Here is a 16,176-nt window from a genome sequence, read left to right as displayed (position 1 = left end):
GCGCCGCCTGCAGCCCTTTGTCTCCGACCCCGACCGGCGCCGCCGCCTGGCCGCTTTGGTCTTCGAGGAGGCCGGCCGGGCGGAGATCCCGCCGGGCTTGGTCTTCGCGGTGATCCAGGTGGAGAGCAACTTCCAGCGCTTCGCCCTGTCCCACGCCGGCGCCCGGGGCCTCATGCAGATCATGCCCTTCTGGCGCGAGGAGATCGGCCGGCCCGGAGACAACCTGTTCGAGCCTCGCACCAACCTGCGCTACGGCTGCACCATCCTCCGCCACTACCTGGAGCAGGAGGGGGGAGACATCCTGCGGGCCCTGGCCGCCTACAACGGCAGCACGGGGCGCACCATCTACCCCGAGAAGATCCACAAGGCCTACCGGGGGCGCTGGGCCGAGAACCGGTAGCCAAATCCCCCTTGGAAGTCGGGCGCGGGACCGGGGGCCCGGACAGGCCCTGCGCCGCCCTTGGCCCTTCCTACCGGACCCGGAAGTCGCCGAAGGTCTCCTCCTCCTGATCGGACGCATCCACCCGCTCCACATGGGCCGCCGGCGGGCCGCCCTGCCGGAACCAGTCCTCCAAGGCCCGGACACCTTCCGCGTCCCCCGCCACCACCGCCTCCACGGAGCCGTCGGGGAGGTTACGCACCCAGCCGCCCAGCCCGAGCTCGCGGGCCTTGCGCCGGGTGGAATCCCGGAAGAAGACGCCTTGCACCCGACCGTGGATGGTATAGTGTCGCTGCATCGACAGCCTCCCGAGCTGGGTCAGAGTCTCCGGGGCATCCCATGTCCCGGAGCTTCGGTTTCCGGAGCTACGCAGGGTAACGAGAGGAGCCCATGTTTTATACCGCCGCGGAAGTGCTTCCCCAGCAGGACAAGGTGGCCCGGCGTTTGGGGACCATTGCCGACATCCTGTTCCGCCGCAGCCGCAAGGATTTCAACATCCGCGTCGGCGAACGGGAGCTGCGCTACACGGACAGCCCCCGCTTCGTTATCGTCTTCGACAGCCCGCGCACCGTGCGCCGCCTCATCCTCCGCCCCAACGAGTACCGGGCAGCCGAGGCCTTCGTGGACAAGCACCTAGACATCGAGGGCGACCTGATCGCCGGTCTGAAGACCAAGAACGCCCTCATCGAACGGGCCCCCACCCTGCGCTTGGGCGAAAAGCTCAAGATCCTGTTCACCCTGCTGCGAATCTGAGCGCCATGTTCCGCCACACCCGCGCCAAGGACCGCCGGTCCATCGCCTACCATTATGACCTGTCGAACGACTTCTATGGGCTCTTCCTCGACCCGCAGATGGCCTACACCTGTGCCTACTTTCCCCACGAGGAGGCCAGCCTGGAGGAGGCCCAGCGGGCCAAGTTCGATCACATCGCCCGCAAGCTGCGCCTGAAGCCCTACCAGACCCTGCTGGACATCGGCTGTGGCTGGGGATCCTTCGTGGTGCACGCCTGCAAGCACTACGGGGTCACCGCCCACGGCGTAACCCTGAGCCAGCAGCAGGCCGAATACGCCCAGGAATGGATCCGGCGCGAGGGCCTGGAGGATCAGGCCCTGGTCGAGTACAGGGACTACCGGGATCTGGTGGGCCTGGAGCAGTACGATCGCGTCAGCGCCATCGGTATCATCGAGCACGTGGGCCACCGCAACCTGGCCCGATACTTCGAGGGCATCCACCGCCTACTCAAGGACAACGGCCTGTTCCTCAACCACGGCATCTCCCGCTGTCGGGAATGGCGCCCCAACCCCGGCAGCCGGTGGATCAGCGATCGCGTCTTCCCCGAGGGGGAGCCGCCCTCCCTGTCCACGGTCATCACCCAGCTTGAGGACAGCCGCTTCGAGGTTCAGGATGTGGAGAACCTCCGCGAGCACTACGCCAGGACCTGCGCCGAATGGATGGAGCGGTTGCGCAGCAACCGCGACCGGTGCCTCCAGCACGTGGACGAGGGCACCTACCGCACCTGGATCCTCTACCTGGCCATGAGCAGCATCTACTTCGAGGAAGGCGAGATTTTCCTCTACCAGGTGCTGTCTTCCAAGCGCATGCCCCGCTTCGCCCCCGTACCGCTTACCCGGGAGGATCTGTATGAGTGACAAGGGATTCGATGCCGAAGTTCTGGTCATCGGCGGCGGGCCCGGCGGCTCCACCGCCGCCTGGGACCTGGCCCGCCAGGGCGTGGACGTGCTCGTCCTGGACGGGGCCGAATTCCCCCGGGTCAAGCTCTGCGCGGGCTGGATCACCCCGCAGATCCTGGACGCCCTGGAGCTGGATCCGGAGGCCTATCCCCACACCATCAGTCCCTTCTCCTCGGCGGTGCTGTGGGTGGGCGACACCCCCTGCCGCACCGATTACCGCCGCCCCGTGAGCTACGGCATCATCCGGGCGGAGTTCGACCACTACCTGCTGGAGCGGGCGCGGGAGGCGGGGGCGCGGTTCGCCAACGAGAACGTCCGCACCGTGGAGACCGGGGCCGAGGGCTTCGAGGTCACCACCCGGGAGGGCAGCACCTACCGGGCGCCCCTGGCCATCGGCGCCGGGGGCTCCAAGGACCCCATCCGCCGCCAGCTCACCGCCCAGGCTCCGGAGGAGCGCATGGTGGTGACCCTGGAGAGCGAGACGCGGGTGGGGGCCGAGCGCATCCGGGAGCACACCCCTTACTACGAGGTGCCGGAGCTGTTCCTGGAGCCCGACTTCAACGGCTACGCCTGGTACTTCACCAAGGGCGACTTCCTGAACATCGGCATCGGCCGCCTGGGCGACCCGCGCATCCGGGACGCCCACCCGCGCTTCATGGAAAAGCTGCGCGACCTGGGGCGGCTCACTCCCGAGCTGGAGGCGGACCTCACCAAGTTCCGCGGCCATCCCTACAAGATCTACGACTCGGTGCCCAACCAGGCCCACGGGGACCGGTTCCTGCTGGTGGGGGACGCAGCGGGGCTTGCCCGGCACTATTCGGGCGAGGGGATTCGTCCGGCGGTGGAGAGCGCCCGCGACGCCGCTGCGGTGGCGCGGTCGGCACTGGAGCGGGGCCGCTTCGGGGCGGCCGACCTGGAGGAATATCCCCAGCGGCTGACGGGGCGTTACGGCCCGCAGAAGGCGCCCCGCTTCGACCTCACGCGCTGGATCCCGCGCTCCTGGCAGGGGCGGATCGTGGAGGGCATCTGCCGCAGCAACCGGCTGCGCCGGGACTGGGTCTTCGGCAAGGTGTTCCTGTTCGACCCGGAGGCCGCCGTCTCCTGAGCCGCCGGCGACCCAAGCGGGCCCCGAAGGAGCCCGACGGCCCGGACCGTTCGCCAGTGCGGGCTCCGAGCCCGGCCTTCCCGGGGTGGACGGACGGTACTAGGGGGCGGCGACCCGGGCCCGCATGCCCATGCGCAGGTCGCCCTCGGGATTGGGGACCCGTACCCGGACCGGGTAGCGCGGCTCCTCCCCCTCGTCGTCGGCGGGGGCCTGACCGATCCGGACCACCTCGCCCCGGAGGCGCTTCTGGTCGAAGGCCGGGAAGGTAACCTCCAACTCGTCCCCCTCGCCCATGCCGGTCACTTGCTCCTCGCCTACGTTCACCACCACGTCCAGGGATTCCGCCGAGGTAGACAGCCGGAACAGGAGCGGCGGCCGCAGGTTGGCGATCACCGTTTCGCCCGGTTGGACGTTGCGCTCGGCCACCACGCCGTCCGTGGGGGCCCGAATCTCCGTATAGCCCAGGTCGACCCGGGCCTCGCGCACGGCTGCCCGGGCCTCCTCGGCCGCGGCTTGGTCCCGGTCCGCGTCCCGCTGGGCGAGCTCCAGGTCGTGCTGGGCGGAAAGCCCGCGGTCGTAGATCTGCTCCTGGCGCTCCAGCTCCCGGGTACTCTCCTTGGCCACCGCTTCTGCCCGCTCCAAGCGGGCCTCGGCCTGCTCCAGGGCCGCTTGGTAGCTGGCAGGGTCGATCCGGGCCAGGAGCTCACCCTCCTCCACCCGGTCGCCTTCTTCCACCAGCACCTCGGCCACAGGTCCGCTCACCTGGGCCCCCAGGGCGAGAGCGCGTCGCGCCTCCAGGCGCCCCTCCCAGGAACTCTGCGCCTCCTCCCCTACGGCCTCCACCGGGCCCAACCCCAACAGCACCAGGCTCGCCAGTACAGCCCGTTTCATTGTCGTTTCTCCGTTTTCGATACGAGAGGCTCGCCGACCAGCGCATCGAGGCGGTCATAGGCCATGGCCAGCCCGAACTCCGCCTCCGCCAGCTTCATTTCCGCCCGAGTCTGCTCGGTCAGGGAGTCACCCAGGTCGGTCTCCAATTCCAGCCCGTATTCGGTGCGGGCCAGATCGGTCTTGAGCTCCCGATAGCGCACCAGGGTCTCAGCGTAGGCCTTCCGCTCCTGCCAGGACTGGACGTCCAGGTGGGCGTCGTAGATGCTCTCCTCCACCTGCTGGCGGAGCTCCAGCCATTCGGCCCGCTCCTGCTGGGCGGCCGCCCGGGAAGCCTCCACCCGCGCCCCGAGGCGTCCACCCTCGTACAGGGGCGCCTCCACTCGGATGGCGGCTTCCACGTCGTTGCGGAAATCGTACTGGCGGGAGTACTTCTGACCCACCACCTCGCCCACCACCCGTGGCAGGCGCTGGGCCTCACGGCGCTCGCTACGCGCCCGGGCCGCATCCAGGCGCTGCCGGGCCGCCACCAGGCGTGGATTGGTGCGCCAGGCCCGATTCCGCAGCTCCTGTACGGACGGCAGCTCGCGATCGAGATCCAGGTCCGGCTGAGCCAGATCCCGGGGGATGGCGTCCTCCAAGCCCATGGCGTGCGCCAGCCGCACCCGGGTCCGGCGGGCGTCGTACTGGGCGCCGCGGTATTTGCTCCGGAAATCGCGGAACTGGCTCTCCAGCCGGGCCAGCTCCACGGGGGAGATCTCCCCAAGCTCCTCCCGGCCCTGTCCATAGTCCCAGCGTATGAACGCCACGGCCATGGCCTCGTTCCAGACCTGGACCTGCCGGTCGGCCAAGAGGGCATCATAGAACTGCCGCCGGATGGCAAGCACCCGGCGCTGCCGGGCATCGAACAGGTTCAGCTCGGCGGCCTCCCGTTCAGAGCGGGCCGCTCGTCCAGCCGCCTCACGGGCCCCAAAATCGTACAGGTCCTGCTCCAAAACGACCCGGGCCTCGCTGTCGTCGGTGAACTCGCCCTCGTCCTGCCCTCCGATCTGCCGTCCCTGGCGATAGATCCCCTCCGCATAGAGGCGCGGGCGGTAGCCCGCGGTGGCGGAGCGAACCTGCGCCTCCCGCTCCTTGGTGCGGGCCTGGGCGGCCATCAGGGAAGGATGATTCTCCAGGCCGATGTGCACCGCCTGGTCCAGATCCAGGGCCCCCTGCGGGAGCGTGGGGGAGCGCTCCGCCCATCCCCAGTTCGGCAGGAAGGCCAGACAGGCCAGAACCAGGGCGGTGGAGCCCTCGAACCGAGCGCCACTTTTCATGCACGTACACCCACGGGCTGTGTTGGTAGGAACGGGATTGGGCGAACGGGACCGCCCATCAGGATCCCCCCAAATGCCGGTCCCGGTAGGCCTCCATCTCCTCGCGGGACATGATGCCGGAATGGTGTCCAATGACCCTACCGTCCGGGGAGACCAAGTAGGTGGCGGGAAGCCCGCGGAAGGAACCGAATTTCTCAGCCGTCTGGGGGCTCGCGTAGGCCACCGGGTAGGTAATATTCATCATGTCCACCATCTTTTCGACATTCTCCCGGGACCGGTAGTTGATGGCCAGGCCCACTACCACGGTATCCTCGTGGGCCTCGTGGAAGGCCTGCAGGTCGGGCATCTCCTGTCGACAGGGCGGGCACCACGGGGCCCAGAAGTTCACCAGAATCAGCTTCCCCCGGTGGTCCGACAGACGAAAGCTTTCCCCCTCCAAGTCCTCCAGGACCACGTCCGGGACCTTATCCCTGGACATAGCGTAGGCACCAAGCCCGGCAAGACCCACGCTCAGACCCAGGATGACGAGGATCGTGGCGACCCGGAAGATCCGGTTGCTTCCCGTCACGGCTTATTCGTCATAGTGGTAGTACTTGTCATTCAGGTAGGTGGCGAGATCCTCGATATCCTGGACGGAAAGGTCCTGGGCCATGGCCTGAGTGCACTGGCGCTGGATCCAGGAAACCACCTCCGCCTGATTGGTGGCGCGCACGTCCTCGCGCTTGTGGACACTGTCCGTGTGGCATGCCCCGGCGCAATGCTCCTGGTAGAGCGCCTCGCCCTGCTGCGGGTCGCCATTCAGGTCGGCTTGGGCAGGAGCGCTGAGCATGGAGACGCCGAGCACCGCGATCGCTTTCCGCATGGTATTCCTCCGATGGGGCGATCCGGGCCCGGGACCCGGCTGTAAAGGAATCCGACACTGATTAGAATGGCCATTCTAGGGCAGTCTCCCGCCACGGACAACCTTACCCCTCCCCGTCTTTGCGCCGCCCCCGGTCGGGCCTACAATACCCGAACCCTCGATTTCCGAGCTCCACCAACCCGACCTCCGGCGCAAAGGGAGCAGCGGCTTGAGCGCAACCACCCGGACCGAGCACGACAGCCTGGGGACCTTCGAGGTCCCCGCCGACGCCCTTTACGGGGCCCAGACCGCACGGGCCCTGGCCAACTTTCCCATCTCCGGGCGCGGTCCGGACGGGGACTTCGTCGAGGCCACGGTGCGCGTCAAGCGCGCCGCCGCGGTGGCGAACCGGGACTGCGGCGCCTTGGAGAAGCGGCTCGCCGAGGCCATCCTGGCGGCCTGCGACCGCGTGCTCGGCGGCGAATTCCGGGACCATTTCGTCGTGGACCGGTTCCAGGCGGGCGCCGGGACCAGCCACAACATGAACGCCAACGAGGTGCTGGCCAACCTGGCCAACCGGGAGCTGGGGGGCGAGGTGGGCCGCTACAACCCGGTCCACCCCAACGACCACGTCAACCAGTCCCAAAGCACCAACGACACCATCCCCACGGCCATCCGGCTGGCGGCCCTGGCCAAGCTCCCCCGGCTCCGGGGGGCGGTTGACGCCATGGCGGGGGCCCTGGAGGAGCTGGCGGAGCGGGAGCGGGACACGCTCAAGAGCGGCCGCACCCACCTCCAGGACGCCGTGCCCACCACGCTGGGCCGCGAGCTCGGGGCCTACGCCTGGACCCTGCGCGAGGAGAGCCGCCGCCTGGAGGAGGCCGGATCCGCCCTGGAGCGCATCGGTCTGGGCGGCACCGCCGCCGGGACGGGCCTGAACGCTCCCCGCGGCTATCGGGAGCGGGCCGCCGAGGAGCTGGCCCGGCTCACCGGCCGGACCATCACCCCCCACCCGGACATGGCCGCGGCCATGCAGTCCATGGCCGACCTGGCCCACTTCTCGGCCCGCATCGCCGCCCTCGCCGGCGAGCTTACCCGCATCAGCAACGACATCCGCCTGCTGTCCAGCGGCCCCCGCACCGGGCTCGCCGAGCTCCGCCTGCCGGCCGTCCAGCCGGGCTCCTCCATCATGCCGGGCAAGGTGAACCCGGTCATGTTCGAGATGCTCAACCAGACCCTCTACCAGGTGGTGGGCCAGGACGCGGCCATCCAGGCCATGAGCCGGGCCGGGCAGATGGAGCTGAACGTCATGATGCCGGCCATGGGCTCGGCGCTGTTCGACGCCATGGAGTGGCTGGCCGCGGCGGTAACGGCGGCCACCGACCGGGGCATCCGCGGCATGGAGGCCGACCGCGGGCGCGCCCGGGAGTACGCCCTGGTCAGCGTGGGCCTGGCCACCCTGCTGAACCGCGCCATCGGCTACGAGAAGGCCGCCGAGATCGCCAAGGAGTCGGAGCGCACCGGCACCCCGGTGGCGGATCTGGTAGCCCAGCACGGACTGCTGTCGCGGGAGGAATTCGTGGCCATGGTGGAGCGGGCAGCTCGGAGCGGGGAAGTGGACCTGTAACAGGTTCCGCCCACCCCCTCTTCCTCCAAAACCGGATAAAAGCCATTTCTCCTCGCGCCCCGTTCCCTGTTTTCGGTGGTAGCGTTGCTTTTTTTTACATTTTTGGCGCCTAATCCACTTGATTGGAAAGAGATAACCCCCTTTCCCAAGTTTTCCAGCCGGCCTAATGTGGATTCTCAGCTCCGATACTTTTGGATGAGCGCCGCCCTCCCGCGGGAGCAGGCGACGATCCACATAGGCGAACCGGCATGGACCGACGTCAATTCTTTGTCTGCGGCTTTCTTCTCTCCTCCCTGGGTCTTATGGGGGCCTCCAGCCGCCGGGTCAGCGGTCAGGAACCCTCCTCACCGGAGCCTGAGACCCCCGGGCCCGGCACCCCGTTCGACTTCGACCAGGTGAAAAAACGGGCCCACGAACTTTCCAACCGGCCCTTTCAGCCCCGCCAGGCCAATCTCCCCGAGGTCATCTCCGATCTGGGCTACGAGGGCTATACCTCCATCCGCTTTCGCCCCGAGCAGGCCCTATGGTACGACTCGGACCGGGCCTTCCGTACCCAGTTCTTCCATATGGGGCATTACTACAGCCATCCCGTGGAGATCTACGAGGTTGCGGAAGGCAAGGTCCGTCCCGTCCTCTTCTCCCCGGAGATGTTCAACTACGAGGACACCTCCCTCGGCCCGGATCCGGACCTTGGGGATATCGGCCTGGCTGGCTTCCGGCTCCACTATTTCCTGAACTTCGCCCCTGACATGGTCTCCTTCCTGGGGGCGAGCTATTTCCGGGCCGTCGGCGAGAACCTCCAGTACGGCCTGTCCGCACGGGGCCTGGCCATCGACACGGGGCTGTCGGAGGGGGAGGAGTTCCCCTTCTTCCGGGCCTTCTGGCTGGAGCGGCCGGAGCCCGCACAGAACCACATGAACGTCTACGCCCTCCTCGACAGCGAGAGCATCACCGGGGCCTACCGCTTCGAGATTCGACCCGGGTCCACGACCATCATGAACGTGGCGTCCACCCTCTATCCGAGGGAGGCCATCGAGCGCCTGGGGGTGGCCCCGGCCACCAGCATGTACCTTTACGGCGAGAACGACGCCCCCGACACCCCCGACTTCCGCCCCGAGGTCCACGATTCCGACGGCCTGGCCATGTGGCGGGGGAATTGGGAATGGGTCTGGCGCCCCCTGGTAAATCCCCAGGAGCTGGCCCTCAACAGCTTCACGGACACCAGTCCCCGCGGCTTCGGCCTCCTCCAGCGGGACCGGGAGTTCCGCCACTATCAGGACGCCGGAGTCTACTACGATCGCCGACCCAACCTGTGGGTGGAGCCCCTGAACGACTGGGGCGAAGGGCACGTGCACCTGGTGGAGATCCCCATCAAGGAGGAGATCCACGACAACATCGTCTCCTTCTGGACCCCCAAGGAGCCCGTCAAGCCCGGCAAGGAGCTGGAGTTCTCCTACCGCTTGCTCTGGGGGCCGGAGGCCCCCGTGCCCCGCATGGGCGTAGCCCATGTAAATGCCACCCGCCTCGGCCAGGGCGGCACCCCCGGCGATCGCCCCGACGGCAAGGTGCACAAATTTGTCATCGACTTCCGGGGCGGCGACCTTCCCCTTTTGGCGGAGGACGCGCCGGTGGAGCCGGTGGTTTCCGCCACGCGGGGCAAGGTGCTGAATCCAGCCGTTTGGTGGATGGAGGAGACGGGCGCTTGGCGGGTGAAATTTGATCTGGAATGGGAGGGCGACGAGCCCATCGATCTGCGCTGCTTCCTGCGCCTGGGAGAAGATGCCCTCTCCGAGACCTGGCTCTACCAGTGGAGCCCGGGCCAGACCTAGGCAGCCACCCCGGCTTGCCCGCCGTTCCCGTGGGTATCCCCCGCTCCCGCTTCACCCCTGGGCGACTAGGCTGGGCTCCCCGGCTTCCGGCTCCTCCCAGGCCAGGGCATGCAGGCGCTGCACGCTGTCCGCGTCGTTGAGCAGGACCCGCAGCTCCGCCTCCCCCAGATCTTCCAGCCCCCGCTCCTGCACCCGCGTGAGCATGGAATCCAGGTAATACTGCTCGCTGAGGAGCTTGTGGGCGGATCCGGTCAGGGAGACGTGCAGGGCGTTGACGAAGGGGTCCGTGATGGCCTGGCGGACGTAGCCCCGCCCCGCGGGAGGCGCCCCGGGGACCGGCGTGGGGCTGCGGGTGAGCTCCTTGAGCCTGCGCAGCACGGCCGGCGGATCGCTCTCCGCGGGTATGAGGAACAGGCCCCGGCGCCGGGCGGCCCGGCCCCAGGAGGCCATCCCCGAGATCAGCGTGATGGGGACCACCAGCAACGGTCCCGCCAGGACCGGCAACAGCCAGAGGAAGAAGGTGGGCAGATTGAGGTAGGCCCATAGGCCCACCGCCGCCGCGATTGGGGTCTGCCAGCCCACCGAAGCCAGCAGCGGCCACAGCTCGGCCCCGGCCGCCTCCCGCCTCTGCGGGGTCCACCCCACGGCCCGCCCCAGCAGGTTGGCCATCACGAACCGGGTCTGGAACAGCATCAGGATGGGCGCCAGAAGGGCCGAGAACAGGCTCTCAAGCAGCACGCTCATCCCGGCGGGCCCGCTGCCCCCGAAGCGGGCCCGCAGGCCCGGGTCTCGGAGCAACAGCAGGTAACCGGCCAGCTTGGGCAGGTACAGGAACCCCAGGGTGATCACCAGCAGGGTGGCCGCCTCCAGGAAGAAAGAGGGCGGCCAGACCGGGAAGGGGCTTCCCTCCAGGAAGTAGACCGGATCGGTGTGCTTGCGCCGCAGGGCCTCTACGCCGGCAAGGACCAGGAAGGCCAGCCACAGGGGCGAGCTGAGGTAGGTGAGGATTCCCATCCCCAGATGGATCCGGCTGGGCAGGCGCAACCCCCGGGCCAGAAGAAGCCGGGTGTGCTGCAGGTTGCCCTGGCACCAGCGCCGGTCCCGCTTGAGGTGCTCCACCAGATTCGGGGGAGCCTCCTCGTAGCTTCCCCCCAGCCACGGCGCCATCCACACCTGCCAGCCAGCCCGCCGCAGGAGGGCCGCCTCCACGAAATCGTGGCTCAGGATCTCGCCGCCCAGGGGCGGCTTGCCGGGGAGCTCGGGCAGCCCGCAGTGCCGTACAAACGGGGCCACGCGGATGATGGCGTTGTGGCCCCAGTAGTTGCCCTCCCCCAGCTGCCAGAAGCTCAGCCCGTTGGCGAACAGGGGACCATAGGCCGCCCCCGCGAACTGCTGGATGCGGGCGAAGAGCGTCTCCTGGTTGACTGGGGCGGGCGGGACTTGGATCAAGGCGGTTCGAGGGTTGGCATCCATCAGGGCGGCCATTTCCACCAGGGTCGCCCCATCCATGACACTGTCCGCGTCGAGCACCACCATGTGGTCGTAGTTCATGCCCCACGTCTGGCAGAACTCGGCGATGTTGCCGCTCTTGCGGCCCCAATTGTGCCGTCGGCGGTGGTAGAAGATGCTGCCGAAGCCGTCCACGGCCTCGCACAGGGCGTTCCAGGCCAGCTCCTCCGCGATCCAGGTTTCCGGGTCCCGGGAATCGCTGAGGATGTACAGATCGAAGCGATGGGCCTGGCCGGTCCGCTGGAGGGATTCGTAGGTGGCCCGCAGGCCGGCGAGGACCTGCTGCGGATCCTCCTCGAAGATGGGCATGGCCAGGGCGATGCGAGTCTCCCGACCGGGCTCCCCGGAAGGCGCACCGGATTTGGACAGCCAACAGGGATCCCGGCCCCGCAGGAGCACCCACACCCCCGCCATGGCCGTCCAGAAGGCCGTGGCGATCCAGGCGAAGAGGATCGGGAAAAGGGCCAGAAGCCCCTTCTCGAAGGGGTGCAGCCCCTGCACCTGGAGCACCGCGTACAAGACCCAGGTACCGGCCGCGGTGGTGGCGAGGATGAGCAGCAGGAGGATCCAGCGACGCAGATGGCGATGGCAGGGGGTGCCACTTAGCATGGAACGTTTACCAAAAGGCGACGATGACGAAGGCGAGGCTCCCTATGGTGACCCAGGACCAGGGGACCGCCGACCGCGGGATGTGGACTTTTACCCGGCGCATGGCAGGGAGGGCGCTCAGATCCTGGGGGTGCATCCGCACGGGAACGGGCGTGGGCCCATCCCAGGTAAGGGAGCTGCTCAATACCGGCCGGGGGCAGCGCCTGCCCCGGAGCAGGCGGGGCTGGAAGCCAGGGGAGCCCCGCTCTTCCGCCAAGCTCGGCAGCCCGGCCTCCACGGCCAGGGTCTGGTCGATCAGTGGTTGGATTACGCGGAAGGGAGGCGCCCCCTCCCCTTGCATCGAGTCGCCGGCGCGGGCCTCCAGGGCCGCACGCACTCGTTGGCAGATTTTCCTTTGGCGTACAGGATTTTCCACCCCGCACGCGTGCAAGTATTCGCGAATCCTTCGCTCTACCTGATCCCTTGGCACCACCGCCTCCGTTGAATGGGTCCAGACCGGTCGAAGCCTGCCAACCGGCGAAAATCCGCACCCAACCAACCGAGCTTTCCCGATTGGCCCGGCACCAGAACCTTCCACCCCTTTCAAAGATGGCGGCACACCGGATGGGCCATAAATGGGTGAGACCCATTAGGGGCTTGCGATCAACCTGTATCCCCCGGCAGGGGAACGGCGCTTTGCGGAGGCTTTTCCAGCCCCAGGCGGGCAGCCGGAGCCGAGGTAAGGGTGTGAATAACCTCCAGCTCCCCGGCGCTGAAACCGGGCTGGTAGTAGGTGGGGAACCGCACCCGATCGGCCACGTTGGTCAGGAGCGCATCAGGGGCAGGCAAACCGCAGTGGTCCAGGATCCGGCTCAGCACGGCCTCCGGTGCGGCGCACAGCTCCTCGTAGCGCACCACGAGGGATGCCTCCCGAAGGGCGGGGCTGCCGGCCAAACGATCGGCCAGGTAGGTGTGGATCTCCGCCCAGTAGCGGGCCCAGCCTTCCACCTCCCGGCCCTCCTTCCAGAGGGCCTCTATCTCCGCCACCGCCTCCCCGTTCCCCGCATTTATGGGGCGCCGGTCCAGGCCGAACTCGAAGTGGCCCACCTGCCGCAGGTGCCCGACCGCCCGGGGATGCTCCCGCTGGCCCGCGCGGAACAGTCGCTGCTGCTTCATCAGGGAGGCCACGTGCCACACGGGATCCCGAACCGGGATCAGGAAGCGCGCGTCCCCGAACACCCGCAGCAGGTACTCCAGGCGGGTAACGTTGTAGTTGGCCTTGGACACGTAGCGGTCTCCGGACCGGGCGAGGAGCAGCTTGCGGATGTGGTCGCGGTAGAAGGCCTCGAACTCCGGTCGGCTCGTGGAGCCGTCGAGAATGTCGCTGCTGGCGGGATCGTGGAGCCCCGGGAAGAAGGCCATCCACAGCATCTCCTCGAAGGCCTCTGGGCTTTCGGGGGTAATGGTGATGCCGTCCCGGTGGCTTCGCTCGCGGGGCCGGAAGTCCCGGCGCGGAGCGCGGTCGAGGAAACGGTTCCACAGAAAGGGGATGTGCAGGAAGGGGAAGTCCCGGTAGCGGTGGGTGGCCACACCGGGGAAGGCGCTCAGCAATTCCAGGAGGAGGGTGCTCCCGGAACGCGCCAGCCCGGCGATATAGACCGGACGCTCAACCTCCACGTCCGCCAACGACTCCCGCAGCAGCCGGGTCTCCAAGTTCCCCAGCCGGCTCCAGAACCGGGGATGCCCGCTGGCCCACCGCCCCAGGACGTGCAGCCAGGGGTCCACCTCGAAGCCGGATTGGACGGCCGTTTCGCTTCCCAAGCCCTGGCCCTTCCTTATTATTCGATGCGGAACAGCACCTTGAGCGCCACCGAGGCGACGACCAGGGCCAGGAAGAAGCTGAGCTCCCAGCCCCGGGCCCAGGAGGGTCCCAGAGGAAGCACCTCCTGGCGGGGCAGCTCCAGGCGGAGCCGCTCCACCCCGCCATTCGCGGGCAGATAGCCAGCCGGATTGCCCACCAGGGCATTCCACCACCGCCATTTGTGGAGGACGGGAACCGGCTCCCGCAGGGCCACCTCCGCCAGCACCCGACCATCGCCGTCCGCAACGACGACGTGGGGGACCGCCTGGTCCCCCGTTCCCCGGCTTCGGGCCGCACGCCAGCGGGCCTCCAGCTCCGCCGGCTGCGAGCGGATCACCGGCTCGGTCCCCGGCGGCGGGTAGGCGTAGCCATAGGCGGTACTTAGCCAGATCAACAGGGACAGAAGCGGCAGCGAGGCCGCCACCGCCGGACCGCCCACCCGGCCCACTTGACGGAAGGCCGCCCGGAGCAAGCCCCGGATCAGGGGCCAGGCACCCTCGAGCTCGCCGTCATAGGCATCCAGCTCCTGCCGCGCCCGGGCCAGATCCCGTTTGCCCCGGGCGATCCGCCCTTGGGCCGACAGGAACCGATACAGCCCCATGGAGACCAGGGCGGCGATCGCCCCCCAGGCCACAAGCCTCCCCCAGGGCGGCAGCAGGCCCTCCATCTGGGCATCCAGCCATGCGAACAAGGGGGCGGGGGCCTCCAGGATTCCCATGCCCGTTCCCGTCACCCGCGTGCCGGGAACGGGCCCTGCGGAAAGCTACCCCCCACGGCTACTCGTCCACTTGGCGCGCCCGGACGGACTCGGGCTCCTCGGTACCGGTTTGCTGCTCGCTTCCGCTTGGCCCTGCCTCTCCTTGGGCCGGAGAGGCCCCCTCCCCGGCCCGGGCCTGCTCCTTCCGCCGCCTCCGCATCCTGCGCAGGGGCCACATGACGAGGAACAGCAAGGCGGCCCCCAACGCCAGAAGCAACCCCCACAGGGCCCCGAGGAGGCTCAGCCCGGCACCGGGCCCCACATAGGCGTAGGCCGCCTCGCTGAATCCGGCGGTCATGAGCACGAGCGGCAGGTACGCGGCTTTTCCGATCATTGCAGGCCCTGTCCCTTTACTAGCCGTTTTTCCACGAATTGGTCCCGGAAGCCCGATGACAGGTACTCCGGGGTGATGCGCTGGCCCCAGCTGACCACGGGAATGAAGCTCTTGCCGTCCTCGTCAACGCCCCGGCGGGGATTGACGTACTCCCACACCACTTCCCCGTCCGGGGCAACCTCGAGCAAGCGGCCCGCGTTGGACTCGGTGATCAGAATGTTGCCGTTGTCCAAGGGCTGCTGGGCCCCGCGGATGCGACTCTCCAGGGGCCGCTCCTCGTCTCCGGCGTAGGCCCACACCACGCCCCCCGTAGAGGGATCCACCTCCGCGACCCGCGAGTGGTTTCCCGACCCGAAGTGCCCCCGGTTGTCGAAGAGCAGGAGGTTGCCGTTTGGCAGGATGTCGGGGTCGTGCTGGGACAGCCAGGGGCCACGCAGGGCCCAGACCACCTTCTCCGTCTCCGGATCGAGCAGGGCCAGGGCACCGCCGGCCAGCTCCCGAAAGGAAAGAAGCACCTGCCCCTCGGCGGCCTCGGGGACCTTGCGGGAGAAACGCTCCGCGGCTTCCTCGTCGAGGTAGTCCACGCTGTTGGTGTGCAGGGGATCCTCGAGGCTGTAGTAGGGAATCCGCCAGAGCAGACGGCGGTATTTCTCGGAGGCGTTGAAGGCCTCCAACAGGGAGATTTTCTTGGTGGTCTCCCCCTCGGGCGACAGCACCGCCAGCGAGTCTTCCAGGAAGGGGGGCTTGATATGGTCGACCTCCTCCAGCTTTTCCCGGCGGAAGGCGTGGGTAAGCCCGAAGATCCGGCCGTCCTGGGCCACCGCGAAGTCATGGTGAAAACGGTCGAGGTTCTTCCAGATCACCCGGGAGCTCTGGTCCAGCCGCACCATCCCATACCCCCACGGCGTGTCGCCCACGCCGATGTAGATGGCCAGCAGATCGCCGTCCGGGAAGACCCGGGCCTTCCGGAAATAGGTATGGCTGTCCGGAACGGGATCGGCCACAGTGGAGGTGTCATCCCAGACCTCACTGAAGGGGCGTTCCCAGGAGTGGACCACCTCGCCTTCCATATCCAGCAGGTAGGCCCTCGGGGCATGACCGGAGGTGAACAAAGTCAGGCCCTCTCGGGCCCGGTCGGGGTCATGGGCCACCAAGCCCTGCTTGGATGTTCTCGCGGGCATCCACAGGTCCGACCAGTAGGGGCTGTCTTGGCTGGTGGACTTTAGAGCGAGGGCATGGGCCGCCCTGTAGGCATTGCGGATGTATTCGGCCGGGAAGACCTCCGCCACTGTGGCCAGGGAGCCCCCCACGAAGGCGATGAAGACCAGGGAAGACAGGAAAAGTCCGAAGAAGACCCTGTTTGTATCCAATACCTTGCCGCCTTCCTT

Annotated in this window: 17 protein-coding genes; 6 read left to right on the top strand and 11 right to left on the bottom strand. The window is 68.1% G+C overall.

Annotated features, from left to right (window positions below; all coding sequences use genetic code 11):
• Nucleotides 1–400: lytic transglycosylase domain-containing protein (locus tag ACLFRB_RS05920; RefSeq protein WP_411068084.1), on the top strand; the 400-nt coding region annotated here is incomplete at its 5' end.
• 70 nt (nt 401–470) lie between these two features.
• On the opposite strand, the gene ACLFRB_RS05915 is transcribed toward ACLFRB_RS05920, so the two are convergent.
• Nucleotides 471–737: an acylphosphatase gene (locus ACLFRB_RS05915; RefSeq protein WP_411068083.1), complete on the bottom strand. Its 267-nt coding sequence runs from the start codon at nt 735–737 to the stop codon at nt 471–473.
• A gap of 92 nt (nt 738–829) precedes the next feature.
• Here ACLFRB_RS05915 and ACLFRB_RS05910 point away from each other — a divergent pair, with 92 nt between their 5' ends.
• The 3 genes from ACLFRB_RS05910 to ACLFRB_RS05900 are packed head-to-tail and all read left to right on the top strand — an operon-like array spanning nt 830 to nt 3,235.
• Nucleotides 830–1,192, top strand: coding sequence for a hypothetical protein (locus ACLFRB_RS05910; RefSeq protein ID WP_411068082.1), 363 nt, complete (start codon nt 830–832; stop codon nt 1,190–1,192).
• A 5-nt stretch (nt 1,193–1,197) separates the two neighbouring features.
• Nucleotides 1,198–2,088, top strand: a complete 891-nt coding sequence (locus ACLFRB_RS05905; RefSeq protein ID WP_411068081.1) for a class I SAM-dependent methyltransferase — start codon at nt 1,198–1,200, stop codon at nt 2,086–2,088.
• Entirely contained in the window at nt 2,081–3,235 is a 1,155-nt protein-coding gene (locus ACLFRB_RS05900) for an NAD(P)/FAD-dependent oxidoreductase (protein WP_411068080.1), read from the top strand. Before ACLFRB_RS05905 ends, ACLFRB_RS05900 begins: the two co-directional genes overlap by 8 nt.
• A gap of 99 nt (nt 3,236–3,334) precedes the next feature.
• Here the strand turns inward: ACLFRB_RS05900 and ACLFRB_RS05895 are convergent, their stop codons facing one another.
• Genes ACLFRB_RS05895 through ACLFRB_RS05880 form a run of 4 tightly spaced genes read right to left on the bottom strand, consistent with a single transcriptional unit; the run spans nt 3,335 to nt 6,304 of the window.
• Nucleotides 3,335–4,126, bottom strand: a complete 792-nt coding sequence (locus tag ACLFRB_RS05895) for an efflux RND transporter periplasmic adaptor subunit (protein WP_411068079.1) — start codon at nt 4,124–4,126, stop codon at nt 3,335–3,337.
• Nucleotides 4,123–5,442, bottom strand: a complete 1,320-nt coding sequence (locus tag ACLFRB_RS05890) for a TolC family protein (protein WP_411068078.1) — start codon at nt 5,440–5,442, stop codon at nt 4,123–4,125. The genes ACLFRB_RS05895 and ACLFRB_RS05890 overlap by 4 nt, the downstream gene beginning before the upstream one ends.
• A 58-nt stretch (nt 5,443–5,500) precedes the next feature.
• On the bottom strand, nt 5,501–6,010 hold the full coding sequence (locus ACLFRB_RS05885; RefSeq protein ID WP_411068077.1) for a TlpA family protein disulfide reductase: 510 nt from the start codon (nt 6,008–6,010) through the stop codon (nt 5,501–5,503).
• Nucleotides 6,011–6,013: 3 nt separating this feature from the next.
• Entirely contained in the window at nt 6,014–6,304 is a 291-nt protein-coding gene (locus tag ACLFRB_RS05880) for a c-type cytochrome (RefSeq protein ID WP_411068076.1), read from the bottom strand.
• A gap of 208 nt (nt 6,305–6,512) precedes the next feature.
• Between ACLFRB_RS05880 and ACLFRB_RS05875 the strand changes: the two genes are divergently transcribed.
• Nucleotides 6,513–7,910, top strand: coding sequence for an aspartate ammonia-lyase (locus tag ACLFRB_RS05875; protein ID WP_411068075.1), 1,398 nt, complete (start codon nt 6,513–6,515; stop codon nt 7,908–7,910).
• Nucleotides 7,911–8,158: 248 nt separating this feature from the next.
• The gene (locus ACLFRB_RS05870; RefSeq protein WP_411068074.1) at nt 8,159–9,739 is read left to right on the top strand and encodes a glucan biosynthesis protein; all 1,581 of its coding nucleotides are present in this window, start codon (nt 8,159–8,161) and stop codon (nt 9,737–9,739) included.
• A 51-nt stretch (nt 9,740–9,790) separates the two neighbouring features.
• Here ACLFRB_RS05870 and mdoH read toward each other — a convergent pair whose 3' ends face one another.
• The 6 genes from mdoH to ACLFRB_RS05840 form a co-directional block, all read right to left on the bottom strand.
• Nucleotides 9,791–11,857, bottom strand: a complete 2,067-nt coding sequence (mdoH, locus tag ACLFRB_RS05865) for a glucans biosynthesis glucosyltransferase MdoH (RefSeq protein ID WP_411068073.1) — start codon at nt 11,855–11,857, stop codon at nt 9,791–9,793.
• 7 nt (nt 11,858–11,864) lie between these two features.
• Nucleotides 11,865–12,233 carry a hypothetical protein gene (locus ACLFRB_RS05860; RefSeq protein WP_411068072.1) on the bottom strand — a complete coding sequence of 123 codons (369 nt, stop codon included), beginning with the start codon at nt 12,231–12,233 and terminating at the stop codon, nt 11,865–11,867.
• A gap of 266 nt (nt 12,234–12,499) precedes the next feature.
• Nucleotides 12,500–13,657, bottom strand: a complete 1,158-nt coding sequence (locus ACLFRB_RS05855) for a sulfotransferase family protein (protein ID WP_411068071.1) — start codon at nt 13,655–13,657, stop codon at nt 12,500–12,502.
• Nucleotides 13,658–13,674: 17 nt separating this feature from the next.
• Entirely contained in the window at nt 13,675–14,415 is a 741-nt protein-coding gene (locus tag ACLFRB_RS05850; RefSeq protein WP_411068070.1) for a hypothetical protein, read from the bottom strand.
• A gap of 58 nt (nt 14,416–14,473) precedes the next feature.
• Nucleotides 14,474–14,788, bottom strand: coding sequence for a hypothetical protein (locus tag ACLFRB_RS05845; protein WP_411068069.1), 315 nt, complete (start codon nt 14,786–14,788; stop codon nt 14,474–14,476).
• Complete coding sequence (locus tag ACLFRB_RS05840; RefSeq protein WP_411068068.1) at nt 14,785–16,158, bottom strand: arylsulfotransferase family protein; 1,374 nt, start codon at nt 16,156–16,158, stop codon at nt 14,785–14,787. The genes ACLFRB_RS05845 and ACLFRB_RS05840 overlap by 4 nt, the downstream gene beginning before the upstream one ends.
• Between the last annotated feature and the right edge of the window lie 18 nt (nt 16,159–16,176).

The organism is Thiohalorhabdus sp. (assembly GCF_046545655.1).
Classification (GTDB): Bacteria; Pseudomonadota; Gammaproteobacteria; order Thiohalorhabdales; family Thiohalorhabdaceae; genus Thiohalorhabdus.
The sequence above is the reverse complement of the archived record's forward strand: the minus strand, read 5'-3'. Positions and strand labels throughout refer to the sequence as shown.